Origin of the sequence: Mesorhizobium sp. GbtcB19 (genome assembly GCF_019091085.1) — a bacterium.
Classification (GTDB): Bacteria; Pseudomonadota; Alphaproteobacteria; order Rhizobiales; family Rhizobiaceae; genus Mesorhizobium.
In genome coordinates, this window is the sequence record NZ_JAGXJY010000001.1 from 666,672 (window position 1) to 683,783 (window position 17,112).

A 17,112-nucleotide genomic window follows, 5' to 3' on the forward strand; every position below is an offset into this window, starting at 1 on the left:
GCGCCTGGCGGGCCGCTCCTCCGGAGGATGAATAGGATGTTTGAGACGCGCGAAGGCGAAACTCTTCTTGAAGTTGATCCTGGGCAAATCCGGCCGGACGGCCATGTCGTCTTTATCGGCCGCATTGCCTCACCTTGGGCGAGCCGCGAGGATTGCCCCAAAAACATGCGCGCCGCCCGCGAATCCGGACGGGCCGCGACCGTTCTGATCGACGAGCCCTATCGCCCTGGGCTGCGCAACCTCGACCGCGCCAGTCACGTCGTCATCCTGTCCTGGCTGCAGCACGCGCCGCGCAATCTGATCGTGCAGAAACCGCGCCATGCGGCTGAACCGAAAGGCGTTTTCTCGCTGCGCTCCCCTGCCCGGCCGAACCCCGTCGGCCTTCATGTGGCGAAGCTCGTCGCGCTCGACATAGCGGCCGGCCGGATTGGGATCGACGCCATCGATGTGCTCGACGGCACGCCGGTCATCGACATCAAACCTTATTACGCTTCGACCGACGCCTTTCCCGAAGCGACGATCGCCGGACGCGACGAGAAATGAGCGCCCCCACTGGCCGCCGCCGCGCCATCGCCAAGGCGCTGACCGCGCTCTTGCCGCTCGCACCCTATGCCGACATGGAAAAGATCCGCGCCGATGCGGGTTCGGTGCACATGAAGACCTTGCCGCCGACGATCGCGGTGTGGCTGGCGACCATCGCCCATATCCGCCACGCCCATACCGATTACGAAAAGCTGCTCGCCGAAGGCTACGATCGGGATTCGGCGCGTTTCTTCGTCATCGAGCAGACCAATGTGGTGCTCACCCGCTGGCGCGCGACGCGGCTGCTGGAGGACGACGACGAGAACGAATGAGGCCAAGCAGCGCTGCCTGCCTGGCTCTACTGTATCCGCAACCGGACGCTAGCCTGCCTCGTCGGAACAGAGAGGACGAATGAAATGAGCCAGGCCGCCGCCACGCCAGCCAAGCCGTTGCCCTTTCTCTCCGAACGCCATCTCGACCCGCATGCCTATCCCGACGGCGTCGCCTTCCTCGACGGGCAATATCTGCCGATGTCGCAAGCCAAGGTCTCGGTGCTGGACTGGGGCTTTCTGCATTCCGACGCCACCTACGACACCGTCCATGTCTGGGACGGCCGCTTCTTCCGCCTCGACCTGCATCTCGACCGCTTCTTCGGCGGGTTGGAGAAACTGCGCATGACGATCCCGTTCGATCGCGACGGCGTTGCCGAGATCCTCCACAATTGCGTTGCACTCTCCGGCCATCGCGCGGCGTACGTCGAGATGCTGTGCACGCGCGGTGCCTCGCCGACCTTCAGCCGCGATCCGCGCCAGGCGATCAACCGGTTCATGGCTTTCGCCGTCCCCTTCGGCTCGGTCGCCAATGCCGAGCAACTGCGCAGCGGCCTGCATGTCGCGATCAGCGACAAGGTGCGCATCCCGCCAGCCTCGATCGATCCTTCGATCAAGAACTACCACTGGCTCGATCTCGTCCGTGGCCTCTACGACGCCTATGACCGTGGTGCCGACACCGCGCTGATCCTCGACTTCAACGGCAATGTCGCCGAAGGCCCGGGCTTCAACGTCTTCTGCGTCAAGGACGGCAAGCTGTCGACACCGGCCGTCGGCGTGCTGCCCGGCATCACGCGCCGCACCGTGTTTGACCTGAGCGCCGAGGCCGGCCTTTCGGCTTTGGCCGCCGATGTCAGCGTCGCCGCGCTCAAGACGGCTGACGAGGTATTCATCACCTCGACCGCCGGCGGCGTCATGCCGGTCACGACGATCGACGGCGCGCCTGTCGCCGACGGCAAGGTCGGTCCGATCACCGAGCGCCTGATGGGGCTCTATTGGAAAAGGCATGAGGATCCGGCCTGGTCGAGCGCGGTGCGCTATCCCTGACGCCAAATAAATCCGGCGGCGCCTCTGGAAAAACGCTCAGGGCGCCGTACATGCAGCAAGCGGAGTATCCTCCGCTTATATCCGGAATACATCGCCCCCAGAGCAATTCAAGGAAAATCAGGCAGCGATTTTCCGCCCGGAATTGCGTAAAAACAAAGAGTTGGAGCAGTTCAGCGTTTCTATGGAACGCTGCTCCGACAGCAAGGATCACAGATCATGACTGATAAGGTTTGGTTCATCACCGGATCATCGAAGGGCTTTGGCCGCGTCTGGGTCGAGGCCGCGCTCGCCCGCGGCGATCGCGTCGCCGCCACCGCCCGCGATGCGGGCACGCTCGCCGATCTCGTCGAAAAATACGGCGACAATATCGCCGCCATCAAGCTCGACGTCACCGACAAGCAAGCGGTCGATGCCGCGATCGCCGCGGCGCACAAGCGCTTCGGGCGGCTCGACGTCGTCATCAACAATGCCGGCTACGGCCATTTCGGCGCCATCGAGGAAGTCACCGAGCAGGAGGCACGCGACCAGATCGAGACCAACGTCTTCGGCGCGCTCTGGGTGACGCAGGCGGCGCTTCCCATCATGCGCGCGCAGCGCTCCGGCCACATCATCCAGATCTCGTCGATCGGCGGCGTCAACGCCTTTGCCTCCATCGGCCTCTACCACGCCTCGAAATGGGCGCTGGAAGCCTTCAGCCAGTCGCTCAGCCTCGAGGTCGCGCAGTTCGGTATCCACGTCACGCTGGTCGAGCCCGGCGGTTTCTCGACGGACTGGGCCGGACCGTCGGCCAAGGTCTCCAAGCCGTTGGACGTCTATGAACCGGTCCGCGCGGCCATGGCCGAGCGCCGCAGCCGTTCCGTCGCCGGCGATCCGGAAGCAACCGGCCCTGCGATGCTGGCGATCGTCGACGCCGCCCAGCCGCCGCTGAGGGTCTTCTTCGGAGATGGCGGCCTGCCGATGATCAGGCAGGAATACGCCAACCGCATCGCCACTTGGGAAAAGTGGGACCATGTCTCGGTAATGGCGCAGGGCGCCAACAAGAACCGTAAGGCAGCCTGATCCAAAACACTCTGCCATGTCGCCCTGCGCGGCATGGCCCTTCAGTCAGCGATAAACCCACTGCTCCGGCACCCGCACGGAAATCTCTTCGCCGGCCCGAATGACGCCCGGCTTTTCGACCCAGGCGACCAGGCCGCGCAGGCGCTTCGCCTCCTTAGGAAAAAGCAATGCGGTTGCCTCTTGATCCGCGGCGCCGACATGCTCCGCGATCGACTGTCCGGCAAAGCGGCACGGCTTGTTCTGGCCGTCGACCTTGAGCGTCACGCCGCCCTTGAAGAACATCAGCGATCCGGCCGGTAGCATCGACAGATGCGGCACGCCCTCGACCACGAGATTGGCGCCGATCCACTCGGGCTTGATCTCCTCGAGGCCCATGCGTTGGGCGACGATGGCAAGCTCATCCGCGGCGACAAGCGACAATTGCCGCTCGTTGCGCATCTCGGTGCCGCGCGGATACCAAGGCTCGCGCCCGCCGGAACGCCGCGTCGTCCCGCCGTGGAAGTCGCCGGCGATGCCGTCGAAGCCGAGCCGCAGTTCATCGACCGCCCGCGTCTCGAAATGATCGTGCGGCGCGGCATAGAGCGCCGCCGCCGTTGCCGTCAGCTTGCGGCCCGGCACGATGTCGGCGACAGATTCAGCGGTGGGAAACAGTTCCAGCATCGGTCTCATCCAGTGGGTCGAACCGCCTTTTGCACTTCGACTGCCGATGCGGCAAGAGCGGTCTCGGCCATGGCGCGCAGATCATCGGCCGAAGCGCCGTCACGAGCCTGGATCGACATTCCGTTCATGACGCCGGCCAGGTATTTGGCCAGCCGCTCGACTGGCAGGCCCGTCGGCAACTCGCCGGCTTGACGCGCCTTGTCCAGCCGCTCCGCAATCGCCGCTTCGGTCATCCGGCGATAGGCCCTGAGTTCATCCGCTATACCTTGTGCTTGCGGTGACGTCGCCAACGCGCCGCTGATGAACAGACAACCGCCGGGCTTATTCGGCCGCGTATAGGCTTGTGCCGCCCCCATCAGCAGCAACCGGATCGCCTCCTCGGCCGTGACCGGTGCGCCGAGCGCATCCAGCGCAAAGCCGATCTCCCTCTCGTGGTAGCGCTTCAACGCCTGGCGGAACAGCGTCTCCTTGTCGGTGAAGGCGTTGTAGATCTGCGGCGGCGTCAGGCCCATGGCCTGGCGCAGCATGGCAAGCGAGGTCGCTTCATAGCCGTGTTCCCAGAACAGCAGCATCGCCGCGTCGAGCGCGGCTTCCGGATCAAACGCTCGCGGCCTGCCGCCGCGTGGCTTCTCAGAGTTTTCCATAATGATCGATACGAAACCTGTTGACTCGTCGCTTTTGAGTAACGTAACAATCAATACGTAACCTGACAAGCGGAGCCATCCGCAGCACGAAGGAGAACAAACATGCCGATCACCGTGACCGCCCCCGCGGGCGTGCTGACCGCAGCCGGCGAGCGTGAAATCCTGCCTCGCCTCAGCGCCGCCCTCATCGAAGCCTCTGGCGCCACCGGGAATTCATTCTTCACCGCGATTGTCGGCGGAACGGTTCATATCCTGCCCCTTGATCGCATCTATGCGGGCGGCGCCAACCGGCCCGTCGTCATGGTGGAATTGAAGCTGCCGAATATCGGCCTTGCGACCAACGAGGCGCGCGAGGCCTTCATCACGGCGGCCACCACGATCGTCGCCGAATATTGCGTGCCCGGCCACAAGCCCGAGAACACCTGGATCAACATCCTCAACGCGCCCGACGGCGGTTGGGGCATCGGCGGCCGGCAATATTCGGGCGAGGCGCTTGTCGCGGCGGCGATGGCCGCCGCGTGACGGCGCCGGTCTGATCACGACATTCTTACCGGCTTCGACTTTCTTTCGTCTGCCGCGCCGTCTTAAACGCATGGCAGACGAAAGGTTCGATCATGCAGGTTGGACAAGCTGTCGCCGCCCTCTGGCTGTTCTGGCTGGTATCCTGGCTTCTTGCCGCGTCCTGGGCCGATCCGGCGCAAAAGCGAGCGGACTTCAAGTCAGAGGCACGCTATCGAGTCTTTTGGGTAGCCGGCACCGCGCTGCTGTTCGTGCCGGCGCACGGCTATGCCGGCCGGCTGCGGCTCTGGATGCCGACGCTCACCGAGGCCTGGATCTGCGTTGCCCTGATCGCGATCGGCATTGCCTTCGCCTGGTGGGCGCGGCTGCATCTCGGCCGCTTGTGGTCGGCCAATGTCACCGCCAAGGCCGATCATCGCATCGTCGACACCGGCCCCTATGGCCTGGTCCGCCACCCGATCTATACCGGTCTGATGCTGTCGATCCTCGCCACCATGGCCGTCAAGGGCACGGTCTGGGGCATCGCCGGCGCTGCCCTGCTGCTCGTCGGCGTCGTCGTCAAGGCGAAGCTGGAAGAGCGCTTCCTGCGCGGCGAGCTCGGCCCGGCCTATGACGACTACGCAAGGCGCGTGCCGATGCTGGTGCCCTTCGCGCCGGCTTAAAGGATGCGTTGAAGTTCAGAGCATGCGCAGCAGCGCACCGCCAATCGAATAGCCGGCGCCGAAGGCGCAGATCAGCCCGAAATCGCCGGCCTTCATGTCGGCATGGTTTTCCGACAGCGCCACGATCGCGCCGGCGCCGGCAGTGTTGCCGAGCCGCTCCAGCACCATCGGCGCGCGGTCGTGATCGACATCGTGGCCGAAGGACAGTTTCAGGATCATCGCATTCATGCGCGCATTGGCCTGATGCAGCCAGAAGCGGCGGATGCCCTGCGGCGTCAGCCCGTGCTCGGCCAGGAACTCGACGATGAACTTCTGGCCGGCGACGGTGACTTCCTTGAACACCTTGTTGCCGACCTGCTTGATGAGGTTGCCTTCCAGGTTGATCATGTAGGGATCGTCCTGGGCAGTGCGCGTGTGATAGCCGAGATTGGTGCGGATGTTGTTGGACATCTGCGTCCAGGTGCGCGTGTCGAGCACCTCGAAGCGCCCCGGCCGCTTCTCGCCCTGCGCCAGCCCCTCGACGACCATGGCGACCGAGGCGTCGCCGAAGATGAAATGCGTCTGCCGGTCGCGGAAGTTGAGATGGCCGGTGATGATCTCAGGCGTCGACACCAGGATGCGCTTGTGCGCCCCCGACCTGACCAGGTTCACGGCGACATGCAGCGCGGCCGCCGCCGAAGAGCAGCCCAGCCCCATGTCGAAACCGGCGCCTTTTGTGCCGAGCGCCTCCTGCATCTCGATGGCGATGGCCGGATAGGGCCGCTGATGATGCGAGGCCGAGCAGATGACCAGATCGATGTCCGACCCGTCGACGCCTGCATGGGCGAGCGCCTTCCTGGCCGAGGCGATGCCGAACTCCGCCTCCAGCGACAGCGCGTCGTCCGCCCGCGCCGGAATGCGTGGCGTCATGCGGGTCGGGTCGAGAATGCCTTCGCGCTCGATGACATGGCGGCTCTTCACGCCCGAGGCATGCACGATGAAGTCGCTATCCGATTTCTGCAGCGGCGTTTCGCCGGTGGCGGCGCGGCGCGCATTCTCGGTGTCGACCCAGCTGTTGAAGGAGGCGACCAGCTCTTCATTGGTGATGACGGGTTTAGGGATTTCGGCGCCGATGCCGCTGATGATGACGCGGTGCATGTCCAATCCGTCTAGAGCAATTCCAGGAAAAGTGGGAACCGGTTTTCCGTCCGGAATTGCGTTGAAACCAATGGCCCGGGCGTAACGGGCTCTGATGTGGGCGCGGAAATGGCCCGGCGCAACCCTTGTCGCATTTGGCCGGTTTATGCCAGCTTAAACTAGGGACCCCACAAATCCGTGAGGGCGTTCACCAGGCGCAGACTTTGGTGTTGGTTTGCGGATTGTTCCAGCAGGCGCCGTCGTCGCGGCTGCGCACGAATTGCCCGGGCAGCGATCGGTTGCGGCTGCCGAACCTGGCATAGCCGAAGGCAAAGCCAGGCTGGTCGATTTCAAGCGTGATGGTGGGATAACCGGGCGCCGAGACGCGAAAACTGCCCTCGCCGTCCAATGCCTTGTAGTTGCAAGGATAGTAGCCATCATCGGTGGTGAAGCAGCGTGCCGGCTTGGCTTCGGCTGCTGCGAAAAAAGAAATCACTGCAGCCATGCACAGGCTGCTTGCGAGCGCGATTTTGCCCCGTGTCATCCCTCACCCCCTGCCCTATGGCCCCTCTGCGGGATAGCCGACTATGGTCCAGATGGATGAAATGCGCATGACGGCGCGAAGGGGTCAAGCGCCCCGGAAGCAGGGAAACCTAGGCGCGCTTGGCGACAATGAAGATGCGGGGGAAGCGCAACAGCACCTTGCCGTTCGCCGTCTTCGGATAGGCCTTGGCGATCCTGGCGGTGTAGCTGTCGAGAAACACCCTCTTCTCATCCGCATCGAGCGGATCGAGGAACGGCTTCAGGCCAGTCGACTTGACCCATTCGACAATCGCTTCGGCGTCGGCCAGCGGATGGTTGTAGGCGGTGTGCCAGATATCCAGCCGGTCGGCGAGCGGTGACAACAGATCGTAGTAGAACGACACCGGCGGCAGCGGCCCGCGCGCCGCGCCCTCGAGCTTGGCCGCAAACGGCACTTCCGCCGCGGTCTCGCGCATCAGTTGATGCGAGGGCTCGCCGAGATTGTCGGGCATCTGCACGGCCAGCGCGCCGCCCGGCGCCAAGAGTCCCATCAGCCGCTGGAACACCGCCGGATGTTCCGGCAGCCACTGGAAGACGGCGTTGGCGAAGATAACGTCGACCGGCTGCTCCGGCTGCCATTTGGCGGCGTCGGCCAACTCGAAATTGACGTTCGGCAGCCGCGCCCTCGCCTTTTCGATCATATCGGGCGAGGTGTCGAAGCCGCTGACCTGCGCATCCGGCCAGCGCTCGACGAGAAGCTCGGTCGAGTTGCCTGGGCCGCAGCCGATATCGACGACGCGGCGCGGAAAATCGACCGGCACTTGCGCCACGAGATCGCGCGCCGGCCGCGTGCGCTCATCCTCGAACTTCAGATATTGGGCGGCGGACCAGTCAGCCATTGGGAACCTCCTCCTGTTCGCCGCCCTTTGGACTGATGTTACCGCGTCAGCCGCTTGTGCGTCATGCGGTGCGGGGCGGCCGCTTCGGCGCCCAGGCGCCGCAGCTTGTCCTTTTCATATTCCTCGAAATTGCCTTCGAACCATTCGACATGCGCGTCGCCCTCGAACGCGAGCATGTGGGTGGCCATGCGGTCGAGGAACATGCGGTCGTGGCTGATGATGACGGCGCAGCCGGCATAGGCTTCCAGCGCGTCTTCAAGTGCTGCCAGCGTTTCGGTGTCGAGGTCGTTGGTCGGTTCGTCGAGCAGCAGGACGTTGCCGCCGCCTTTGAGCATCTTGGCCAGATGCACGCGGTTGCGCTGGCCGCCTGAGAGGTTGCCGACCTTCTGCTGCTGGTCGCCGCCGCGGAAGTTGAAGGACGAGCAATAGGCGCGGCTGTTGACCTCGTGCTTGCCGAGCTTGATCACCTCGGCGCCGCCGGAGATCTCTTCCCACACCGTCTTGTTCGGATCGAGCGCGTCGCGGCTCTGGTCGACATAACCGAGCTTCACCGTCTCGCCGATGCGGATCGAGCCGGAATCCGGCTTTTCCTGGCCGGTGAAGGTCTTGAACAGCGTCGTCTTGCCGGCGCCGTTCGGCCCGATGACGCCGACGATGCCGCCCGGCGGCAGCCGGAACGACAGGTTCTCGATCAGAAGCTCGTCGCCAAAGCCCTTGTTGAGGCCTTCGACATCGATGACGACGTTGCCGAGACGCTCGCTCGCCGGGATGACGATCTGCGTGTCGGTCGGCTTGCGGTTCTGCGACTGTTCGACCAGTTCCTCATAGGCCTTGATGCGCGCCTTCGACTTGGTCTGACGCGCCTTCGGCGAGGACTGGATCCACTCGCGCTCGCGCCAGATCGACTTCTGGCGAGCATCGTCCTCGCGGCCTTCCTGGATCAGGCGCTTGGCCTTGGCGTCGAGATATTTGGTGTAGTTGCCCTCGTAGGGGATGCCGCGGCCGCGGTCGAGCTCGAGGATCCAGCCGGTGACGTTGTCGAGGAAGTAGCGGTCGTGGGTGATGATCAGCACCGAGCCCGGATAGTCGCGCAGGTGCTTTTCCAGCCACTGCGTGGTCTCGGCGTCGAGATGGTTGGTCGGTTCGTCGAGCAAGAGAAGGTCGGGCTGCTCGAGCAGGAGCCGGCACAGTGCCACGCGGCGGCGCTCGCCGCCCGAGAGGTTGGTCACTTCGGACTCCGGCGGCGGACACTGCAAGGCGTCCATCGCCATCTCGACCTGCTGTTCGAGGTCCCATAGGTTGAGACGGTCCATCTCGTCCTGGAGCTTGGCGGACTCGTCCGCCGTCTCGTCGGAATAGTTCATCATCAGCTCGTTGTAGCGCTCGATGATGGCGGTCTTCCGGGCAACGCCGTCCATGACGTTTTCACGCACGGTTTTGCTGTTGTCGAGCTGCGGCTCCTGCGCCAGGTAACCGACGGTCGCGCCCTCGGCCAGCCAGGCCTCGCCCTGGAACTCCTTGTCGAGCCCGGCCATGATGCGCAGGATCGTCGACTTACCCGAGCCGTTGGGGCCGAGAATGCCGATCTTGGCATCCGGATAGAAGGAGAGATGAACATTATCGAGCACCTTCTTGGTGCCATAGGCCTTCGACAGGCCGGACATGTGATAGATGAACTGGCGAGCCACGCGCGCTTTCCCTGGAAACTGAAGTGTCAAGGTGGATGGGGGTTGCGCGCTATGTAGGCGATGAAGCGCCGAACGGCAATCGCTTTCGGCGCGGCGGCGGCCAAACGGCGCGCATTCGCCGGTTTTATGCCCCCAACTACGTCCACGGCTTTTCATCGCTGCCGGCGATTGCGCGAAATCAGTGGTTAACCATTCGCCTGCAAAACGCTAATAGGTTGTGAAATCACGGCCAAGCCGCGGTTTCGGGAAAAGATCGGATCGACGACGTGCTGAACGGTGTCCTGCTCCTTGCCGAAGCGGTTCTGTATTTCGGCGCCATGGTCACGCTTTTCCGCTTCCGGCGCCGCATCGGGCTTGGCGTGTTCATCTGCGCGCTCGGCGTCATGCATTTCCTCGAAACCTATCTCGCCAGCGTCTTCTATGTCGCGCTTCCCTTCGGCATGGTTTCGCCGGGCTCCGCCGTTCTGTTCTCCGGCAAGCTGGTGATGATCCTCCTGCTTTACATGAAGGAAGACGCCGCGACCGTGCGCCAGCCGATCTACGGCCTGCTGCTCGGCAACGCGCTGATGATCGGCTTGGTGCTGATCCTGCGCCTGCACGCGATCGCGCCGCTTCCCAACGGCAGGCTTCCCGATATCGGCTTCATCGACGAGATGGGCTGGCTGATGGTCTGGGGCACGACGCTGCTCTTCATCGACGCCATCCTGATCATCCTGCTCTACGAGAAGCTCGGCGCCCATCTGCGCGCGAGGCCGTTCATCCGCATCCTGGCATCGGTCGCCTGCGTGCTCACCTTCGATCAGGCCGGCTTCTTCACCGCGCTGCATTTCGTTGCCGGCGCGCCGATCGCGGTCTTCTTCGGCGGCTGGTTCGCCAAGATGGGGGCCGCGCTCGCCTATAGCGGCATGCTCGTCGCTTATCTCAAAAGGGTCGAGGACAACGATATCGCCGTGCCGCGCGGCCTCTCCGACATTTTCGACACCCTTACCTATCGCGAGCGCTATGAGGCCCTGATCAAATATGTCGGCCGCGACGGCCTCACCGGCCTGCTGCACCGCGGCAGCTTCGACGCGGACGGCGAGTCCGCCGTCTCGGCCGCCATCAGGATCGGCAAGCCGCTCAGCTTGCTCATCGTCGACGTCGACCATTTCAAGTCGATCAATGACCGCTTCGGCCACGCCGAGGGCGACAAGGTGCTGAAATCGGTGGCCGCCCTGCTGGCCGAGACGGTTGGCGCCAACGATCAGGTGTTCCGCATCGGCGGCGAGGAATTCGCCGTACTGACGCAACAGTCGCATGCGCCCGCCAGGCTGCTCGGCGAGACCATCCGGAACGCGGCCAAGACCTCGGCGCACACCGCCCGCTTCAACCTCACGGTAAGCGCCGGCGTCTCCACCGTCAGCGAGACGACGCGTAGCCTCGCCGACATTTTCGCGCTGGCCGACCAGCGCCTCTACAAGGCCAAATTGAGCGGCCGCGACCGCGTGGTCGGCGAGCCCGGCGGCGAAGCGATCATCCTGCAGGCGGCCCCGAGGACTGCCTGACCGGACGACGGCCTGATCAAAAATCTATTATTGGAAGCCGATCGCGTCGACCGTCCCCTTCGGGCAACCGGCCTTGCCTGTCGGCGCGGACGCCATCAAGAGATCGGCGAGCTTGCTGTCGGGCCCGATCGGACCGGAAAGGCCAAGCGTCAATTCGCCGATCATGCGCCGGCCGCTCGAAGGATCGACCAGGCAGGAGACGCGCACACGATCGCCGGCGCCGGCACCGAAGGCCGTGTTGAAGGCGCCGCGGATCTCGTCCGAGGTCAGTTGCTTGCCGATGTTCTTGGTGAACAGGTCGCGCACCGCCGAGGCATTCACCGCCCGCATCAGGTTGAGCGCGTCGGCGAAATACTCCTGCTGGTTCTTGCCGTAGCAGGTGCCGTGCTTGATCCATTCGTGCCGCTCCAGCTTGGAGGCGGTGCCCGGCATCACCTGGTCGAGCTCGGCGCGCGTCTTGGCGTCGAGATCGACCGGCGGCAAGTCCGTCCAATGCGCCGGGTTGTCGTTGGCCTTGTCGCTCGCCGAAACCTGGCAATAGAAATTGCCGTTCGGCTGCGGCCAAAGCCCATGCAGCGTAAAGTGCGAAGCGTCGAACTCGCTCGGGCTCTGGGCCTTGCATTCGGGCTTGCTTGCCTTGGTCTCGCAGAAAGCCGGCTGCCAGCTCAGCGCAAAGACATATTCCGGTTTTCCGGAGGCTGACGGCGACGGCTTGGTCTGGCCGGACGGCGCCGGCGTGGTCGCCGCGCTGCCGCCGGTGACATGGCCGCACCCGATCTTCACCCAGCGCCGCTCGGGATCGGCGCCCGGCACCTGGATGAGATAGTGCGTGGGCTCGTCCTTGTTGCCGGCAAGAAGATCGTAGCTCTTGCCCGTCTCGGTCGAGATGTTGCCGGGGTTCTTGCCGTTCTTGATGGCCTGCGTCGCCGGACAGGCGCTGTCGGCCACAAAGGTGCCGCTCATCTTCACGTCGGCCTGAGCCACGCCGGCGCCGGCCAGAGCCAGCACCATCGAACCCCACAATGCCCAAACCCGCATTCGCGCTCTCCCGGCGATCATTGATCCGTATTGGATTCGGCACACTAGAACAGGCGACGTGTCAGAATTGCGATTTTTTTCACGGCGCCAAGAAACAATCCCCAAATCTCAACGCTTTCGATCCGCGAACCCGCGCGCTGCCCTCACCGTCTCCGCGAGGCGGCGGGATTTCCAGCGTAGCATATCGTCAAACGCCTCATCCACTTGACGCCGGCAAAAGCCTCGCCCAACAGTCGAGGAGGGAGCGAGACATGCCATTCGACAAACAGACAAGGCTGGCCTCACCGACCGGGGCAGAGCTCAACCTCTATGTGAGAGAAGCAGCGGGAAATCCGCGCGCCGTGGTCCAGATCAACCACGGCCTGGCCGAACATGCGGCGCGCTATGCCCGCTTTGCCGATTTCCTCAGCGGGCGAAGTTTCCACGTCTACGCCCATGACCATCGCGGCCATGGCGCGACCAAGGCAGCCGACGCGCCGCTCGGCAAGTTCGCGGTCAGCGACGGCATCGCCAAGGTGATCGCCGATGTCGACGCCGTGCACGATCTGATTGAGAGAGAACATCCGGGACTGCCGGTGGTCGTGTTCGGCCACTCGCTCGGCGCCTCGATCGCATTGAACTTCGTGCTGCGCCACTCGCAACGCATCCACGCCGCTGCGATCTGGAACGGCAATTTCTCGCAAGGCCTGCTCGGCCAATTGGCACTGCTCATCCTGGGCTGGGAGCGGATGCGGCTGGGCTCCGACGTGCCTTCCCGCCTTCTGCCCAAGTTGACCTTCCAGGCCTGGGGCAAGGCGGTTCCCAACCACCGGACATTGTTCGACTGGCTGTCGCGGGACCCGGTCGAGGTCGACAAATATGTCGTCGACCCGCTCTGTGGCTGGGATGCCTCCATCTCGATGTGGCGCGACGTGGTCAACATGGCGCAGCACGCCGGCAAGGATTCCAGCTTCGCGAATGTGCGCCGCGATCTCCACTTCAACCTCATCGGTGGCGACAAGGATCCGGCGTCGGATTACGGCAAGGCGGTCGGCCACCTCGCCAAACGCATGCGGGCGATGGGCTTTTCGAATCTGGTTTCAAAGGTTTACGCCGAGACCCGCCACGAAAGCCTGAACGAGATCAACCGCGACGCCGTGATGAATGATTTTGCCGCCTGGGCGGACAGCGTGGTGAAATCCTGACGCGGTGGCCTATCGCATGGGTCGTGACACGGGCGGCCCCGATTGCTAGAGGCTGCGCTTTGTTTAACCACGGTGATCCATGGCCGAACCCCCGCTGAAAGGCATCCGCGTTATCGAACTTGCCCGCATCCTGGCCGGCCCCTGGGCCGGGCAGTTGCTCGCCGATCTCGGCGCCGATGTCATCAAGGTCGAGAGCCCGGACGGCGGCGACGACACCCGCAAATGGGGTCCACCCTTCGTCATGAGCCATGACGGCGAGAACCTCTCGGCCGCCTACTACCATTCCTGCAATCGCGGCAAGCGTTCCATTGCGGTCGATTTCTCCAAGCCGGAGGGCGCCGAGACGCTGCGCAAGCTGGTCGCCACCGCCGACGTGCTGATCGAGAACTTCAAGCTCGGCGGCCTCAAGAAATACGGCCTCGACTATGAGAGCCTGAAGGCGATCAATCCGCGCCTCGTCTATTGCTCGATCACCGGTTTCGGCCAAGACGGGCCGTATGCGCCGCGCGCGGGCTACGATTTCATCATCCAGGCCATGGCCGGCATGATGTCGATCACCGGCGAGCCGGGCCGCGAGCCGCAGAAAGCCGGCGTCGCCATCTCTGATCTCTTCACCGGCCTCTATTCGGTGATTGCCATCCAGGCGGCATTGCGCCATGCCGAAAAGACCGGCGAGGGCCAGCACATCGACATGGCGCTCTTCGACAGCCAGATCTCGGCGCTCGGCAACCAGAACCTCAACTATCTCGTCTCCGGCAAGTCGCCGGTGCAGATGGGCAATGCCCATATGAACATCGCGCCTTACGAGGTGCTGCCCGTGCGGGACGGCCACATCATCCTGGCGGTCGGCAATGACGGCCAGTTCGGCAAGTTCTGCGCCGTGGTCGGCCTCGGCGACTTGCCGTCAAACCCCGATTTTGCCACCAACCCCGCCCGCGTCGCCAACCGCGCGAAACTGCGCGAACGGATCATCGAGACGCTGGCGGCGTTCGACCGCGATCCGTTACTGGCGAAGCTGGAGGCCGCGGGCGTGCCGGCGAGCCCGATCAACACGATCGGCCAGATGTTCGACGATCCGCAGACGATCGCGCGCGGCATGCGGCTCGACCTCGACGATGGCCATGGCAATAGCCTGCCTTCCGTGCGCGCGCCGATGGTGATGTCGGGCACGCCGCTCGTCTATGAGCGCCCCTCGCCGCGCCTCGGCGAGCACACGGACGAAATCCTTGCCGAACTGGAGAGAGCAAAATGAAGACCGGCGGACAACTGATCGTCGAGGCGCTCGAAGCGAACGGCACCGACCGCATCTTCTGCGTTCCGGGCGAATCCTATCTGGCCGTGCTCGACGCCCTGCATGACTCCGCGATCCGCACCATCGTCTGCCGCCAGGAAGGTGGTGCCGCGATGATGGCGGACTGCCAGGGCCGCCTGACCGGCAAGCCCGGCATCTGCTTCGTCACCCGCGGCCCCGGCGCCACCAACGCCTCGGCCGGCGTCCACATCGCCATGCAGGATTCGGTACCGATGATCCTGTTCATCGGCCAGGTCGCCAGCCACGCCAAGGAACGCGAGGCCTTCCAGGAGGTCGACTACAAGCGCTTCTTCGGCGACATCGCCAAATGGGTGGTCGAGATCGACGATGCCGCGCGCATCCCCGAATTCGTCACCCGCGCCTTCGCCGTCGCAACGTCGGGCCGTCCCGGCCCGGTGGTCATCTCGCTGCCGGAGGACATGCTGACCGACGAGGTCGAGGCGCCGGCAGCGCTGCCGCACACGCCAGTCGAGACCCGTCCGGGCGAAGCCGAGCTCGATGCGCTGCAAATGCTGCTCGCCAACGCGAAGCGCCCGTTCGTCATTCTCGGCGGCACGCGCTGGAACGAGGACGCGGTGGCGCATATGCGCGCGATCGCCGAGACATGGGCATTGCCTGTCGGCTGTTCCTTCCGCCGCCAGATGCTGTTCGACCATCTGCATCCCAACTACGCCGGCGATGTCGGCATCGGCATCAATCCGAAGCTTGCGGCGCAGATCAAGCAGGCCGATGTCGTGCTTTTGATCGGCGGCCGCCTGGGCGAGATGCCGTCTTCAGATTACACGCTGCTGAAGAGCCCCTACCCCGACCAGGCGCTGGTGCATGTCCATGCCGATGCCGGCGAGCTTGGCCGCGTCTACCGGCCGACGCTGGCGATCAATGCCTCGCCCGCCGCTTTCGTCGAGGCTTTTGCCAAGCGCAAGCCGGCCGCCAGGCCTTCCTGGGTGGCGGAGACGGAAAAGGCGCATGCCGCCTATCTCGAATGGTCGACGCCGCCGCAGACCGGCCCCGGCGCGGTCCAGATGGGCCCGATCATCGAGCATCTCGGGAAGGTCCTGCCGGAAGATGCCATTTTGACCAACGGCGCCGGCAACTACGCCACCTGGGTGCATCGCTTCTACCGCTCCCGCCGCTTCGGCACGCAAGCGGCGCCCACGTCCGGCTCGATGGGCTACGGCACGCCCGCGGCCGTCGCCGCCAAGGCGCTCTTCCCGGATCGCACTGTGATTGCCTTTGCCGGCGACGGTTGCTTCCTGATGAACGGCCAGGAATTCGCGACGGCTGTCCAGTACGACCTGCCGATCATCGTCATCGTCGTCAACAACGGCATCTACGGCACCATCCGCATGCACCAGGAGCGGGAATATCCGAGCCGCGTCGTCGCCACCGACCTCAAGAACCCTGACTTCGCGGCCCTTGCCCGCGCCTATGGCGGCCATGGCGAGACGGTCGAGAAGACCGCCGACTTCGCACCGGCCTTCGAACGCGCGCGCGCCAGCGGCAAGCCGGCGATCGTCGAGATCAGGCTCGACCCCGAAGCGATCACGCCGACCCGCACGCTGACGCAGATCCGCGAGAAGAACTGAGTGCCGACAAGAGTTTAGGCCGCGTTCCTTCGCGCCCCCCTCTGGCCTGCCGGCCATCTCCCCCACGAGGGGGGAGATTAGCAGTTCCATCACCTCGCCTTCCTTGCAACGCTTGTGATTGGCGAAAGCCGGCATCATATCTAATCTCCCCCTAGGGGGAGATGTCCGGCAGGACAGAGGGGGGCTGTCCCGCCGACTTCCGAATTGATCGCCATTCTATCTGGCGCTACATCGCCTTCTCGATCTGGCCGCGGATCTCGCCGCCCTTGTTGGCGGCGGTGTGGACGTTGACATAGTACTTGCCGGCCTCGAGGTCGGCTGCCTGCGCATCGGTCAGCGTCGCAGACCCTTTGATGGGGCTCTTGAGCTTGCCGTTGAACGGGATGACAGGATCCGCGTTCGCGCCCATATCCGCCGGACCGTGGATGTGGGCGGCCACGGCCGGCCCGCTGAGACCGGAATATTTCACGTTCCAGGTGAGCTTCTTCTTGGTTGTGTCGAAGGTGAATGTCGCGGTGCCCTTGCCCTTGGTCGTCACGGGTGGGCTCTGCTGGCTGCCGTCGAGCGTCGCCTTGAACTTCATCGTCTCGGCCATGGCCGGCGATGCGAGAAGGAAGGCGGTCGAAACGGCTAGGGCCGAAAGCATCGGCACGGACAGGATGCGCATGAAGAACCTCCGTTGATGGCAACATCCCGCACGGCCCCCCGACGCGCGGATGCCTCCCTGAAACGGTTGAGCGGCGATTTGTATCCCGGCACACGCTTATTTTACCGCACCGAA

At 64.3% G+C, this 17,112-nt stretch carries 18 protein-coding genes; 10 read left to right on the forward strand and 8 right to left on the reverse strand.

The genetic code is table 11. The annotated features are described in order from the left end of the window. Positions 1-36: 36 nt before the first annotated feature. The 4 genes from tsaA (at position 37) to KVT37_RS03175 (ending at position 2,957) form a co-directional block, all read left to right on the forward strand. Complete coding sequence (gene tsaA, locus KVT37_RS03160) at positions 37-543, forward strand: tRNA (N6-threonylcarbamoyladenosine(37)-N6)-methyltransferase TrmO (RefSeq protein ID WP_217569521.1); 507 nt, start codon at positions 37-39, stop codon at positions 541-543. Next, positions 540-854 carry a DUF2293 domain-containing protein gene (locus tag KVT37_RS03165; RefSeq protein WP_217569524.1) on the forward strand — a complete coding sequence of 105 codons (315 nt, stop codon included), beginning with the start codon at positions 540-542 and terminating at the stop codon, positions 852-854. The genes tsaA and KVT37_RS03165 overlap by 4 nt, the downstream gene beginning before the upstream one ends. Positions 855-938: 84 nt before the next feature. Then, positions 939-1,898, forward strand: a complete 960-nt coding sequence (locus tag KVT37_RS03170) for a D-amino acid aminotransferase (protein WP_217569525.1) — start codon at positions 939-941, stop codon at positions 1,896-1,898. A 216-nt stretch (positions 1,899-2,114) separates the two neighbouring features. Next, complete coding sequence (locus KVT37_RS03175; RefSeq protein ID WP_217569527.1) at positions 2,115-2,957, forward strand: SDR family oxidoreductase; 843 nt, start codon at positions 2,115-2,117, stop codon at positions 2,955-2,957. A 45-nt stretch (positions 2,958-3,002) separates the two neighbouring features. Here the strand turns inward: KVT37_RS03175 and KVT37_RS03180 are convergent, their stop codons facing one another. Then, positions 3,003-3,617, reverse strand: a complete 615-nt coding sequence (locus KVT37_RS03180; RefSeq protein WP_217569529.1) for an MOSC domain-containing protein — start codon at positions 3,615-3,617, stop codon at positions 3,003-3,005. A 5-nt stretch (positions 3,618-3,622) separates the two neighbouring features. Further along, positions 3,623-4,330 (reverse strand): TetR/AcrR family transcriptional regulator, encoded by a 708-nt coding sequence (locus KVT37_RS03185; RefSeq protein ID WP_254633754.1) that lies wholly within the window; start codon positions 4,328-4,330, stop codon positions 3,623-3,625. 33 nt (positions 4,331-4,363) lie between these two features. Here KVT37_RS03185 and KVT37_RS03190 point away from each other — a divergent pair, with 33 nt between their 5' ends. Both KVT37_RS03190 and KVT37_RS03195 read left to right on the forward strand, forming a co-directional pair. Beyond that, complete coding sequence (locus KVT37_RS03190; RefSeq protein ID WP_217569531.1) at positions 4,364-4,783, forward strand: hypothetical protein; 420 nt, start codon at positions 4,364-4,366, stop codon at positions 4,781-4,783. Between the two features lie 92 nt (positions 4,784-4,875). After that, positions 4,876-5,442 (forward strand): isoprenylcysteine carboxylmethyltransferase family protein, encoded by a 567-nt coding sequence (locus KVT37_RS03195; protein ID WP_217569533.1) that lies wholly within the window; start codon positions 4,876-4,878, stop codon positions 5,440-5,442. Between the two features lie 15 nt (positions 5,443-5,457). Here KVT37_RS03195 and KVT37_RS03200 read toward each other — a convergent pair whose 3' ends face one another. The 4 genes from KVT37_RS03200 to ettA form a co-directional block, all read right to left on the reverse strand. Beyond that, entirely contained in the window at positions 5,458-6,579 is a 1,122-nt protein-coding gene (locus KVT37_RS03200) for a beta-ketoacyl-ACP synthase III (protein ID WP_217569535.1), read from the reverse strand. Positions 6,580-6,766: 187 nt separating this feature from the next. Beyond that, complete coding sequence (locus tag KVT37_RS03205; protein WP_254633755.1) at positions 6,767-7,063, reverse strand: hypothetical protein; 297 nt, start codon at positions 7,061-7,063, stop codon at positions 6,767-6,769. A gap of 148 nt (positions 7,064-7,211) precedes the next feature. Then, complete coding sequence (gene tam / locus KVT37_RS03210; RefSeq protein WP_217569539.1) at positions 7,212-7,979, reverse strand: trans-aconitate 2-methyltransferase; 768 nt, start codon at positions 7,977-7,979, stop codon at positions 7,212-7,214. A gap of 38 nt (positions 7,980-8,017) precedes the next feature. Continuing rightward, the gene (gene ettA, locus KVT37_RS03215; RefSeq protein WP_217569541.1) at positions 8,018-9,667 is read right to left on the reverse strand and encodes an energy-dependent translational throttle protein EttA; all 1,650 of its coding nucleotides are present in this window, start codon (positions 9,665-9,667) and stop codon (positions 8,018-8,020) included. A 266-nt stretch (positions 9,668-9,933) separates the two neighbouring features. On the opposite strand from ettA, the gene KVT37_RS03220 reads away from it, so the two are divergent. Then, the gene (locus tag KVT37_RS03220) at positions 9,934-11,211 is read left to right on the forward strand and encodes a diguanylate cyclase (RefSeq protein ID WP_217569543.1); all 1,278 of its coding nucleotides are present in this window, start codon (positions 9,934-9,936) and stop codon (positions 11,209-11,211) included. 27 nt (positions 11,212-11,238) lie between these two features. Here KVT37_RS03220 and KVT37_RS03225 read toward each other — a convergent pair whose 3' ends face one another. Next, a complete protein-coding gene (locus KVT37_RS03225) occupies positions 11,239-12,249 on the reverse strand; it encodes a ribonuclease (protein WP_217569545.1) in 1,011 nt (336 codons plus the stop codon). A gap of 251 nt (positions 12,250-12,500) precedes the next feature. On the opposite strand from KVT37_RS03225, the gene KVT37_RS03230 reads away from it, so the two are divergent. From KVT37_RS03230 to KVT37_RS03240, 3 genes are all read left to right on the forward strand, one after another. Then, positions 12,501-13,433: an alpha/beta fold hydrolase gene (locus tag KVT37_RS03230; RefSeq protein ID WP_217569547.1), complete on the forward strand. Its 933-nt coding sequence runs from the start codon at positions 12,501-12,503 to the stop codon at positions 13,431-13,433. A 79-nt stretch (positions 13,434-13,512) separates the two neighbouring features. Next, the gene (locus tag KVT37_RS03235; protein ID WP_217569549.1) at positions 13,513-14,685 is read left to right on the forward strand and encodes a CaiB/BaiF CoA-transferase family protein; all 1,173 of its coding nucleotides are present in this window, start codon (positions 13,513-13,515) and stop codon (positions 14,683-14,685) included. Then, positions 14,682-16,331: a thiamine pyrophosphate-binding protein gene (locus KVT37_RS03240; protein ID WP_217569551.1), complete on the forward strand. Its 1,650-nt coding sequence runs from the start codon at positions 14,682-14,684 to the stop codon at positions 16,329-16,331. The genes KVT37_RS03235 and KVT37_RS03240 overlap by 4 nt, the downstream gene beginning before the upstream one ends. Before the next feature lie 226 nt (positions 16,332-16,557). On the opposite strand, the gene KVT37_RS03245 is transcribed toward KVT37_RS03240, so the two are convergent. Beyond that, entirely contained in the window at positions 16,558-16,998 is a 441-nt protein-coding gene (locus KVT37_RS03245; protein ID WP_217569553.1) for a CHRD domain-containing protein, read from the reverse strand. Between the last annotated feature and the right edge of the window lie 114 nt (positions 16,999-17,112).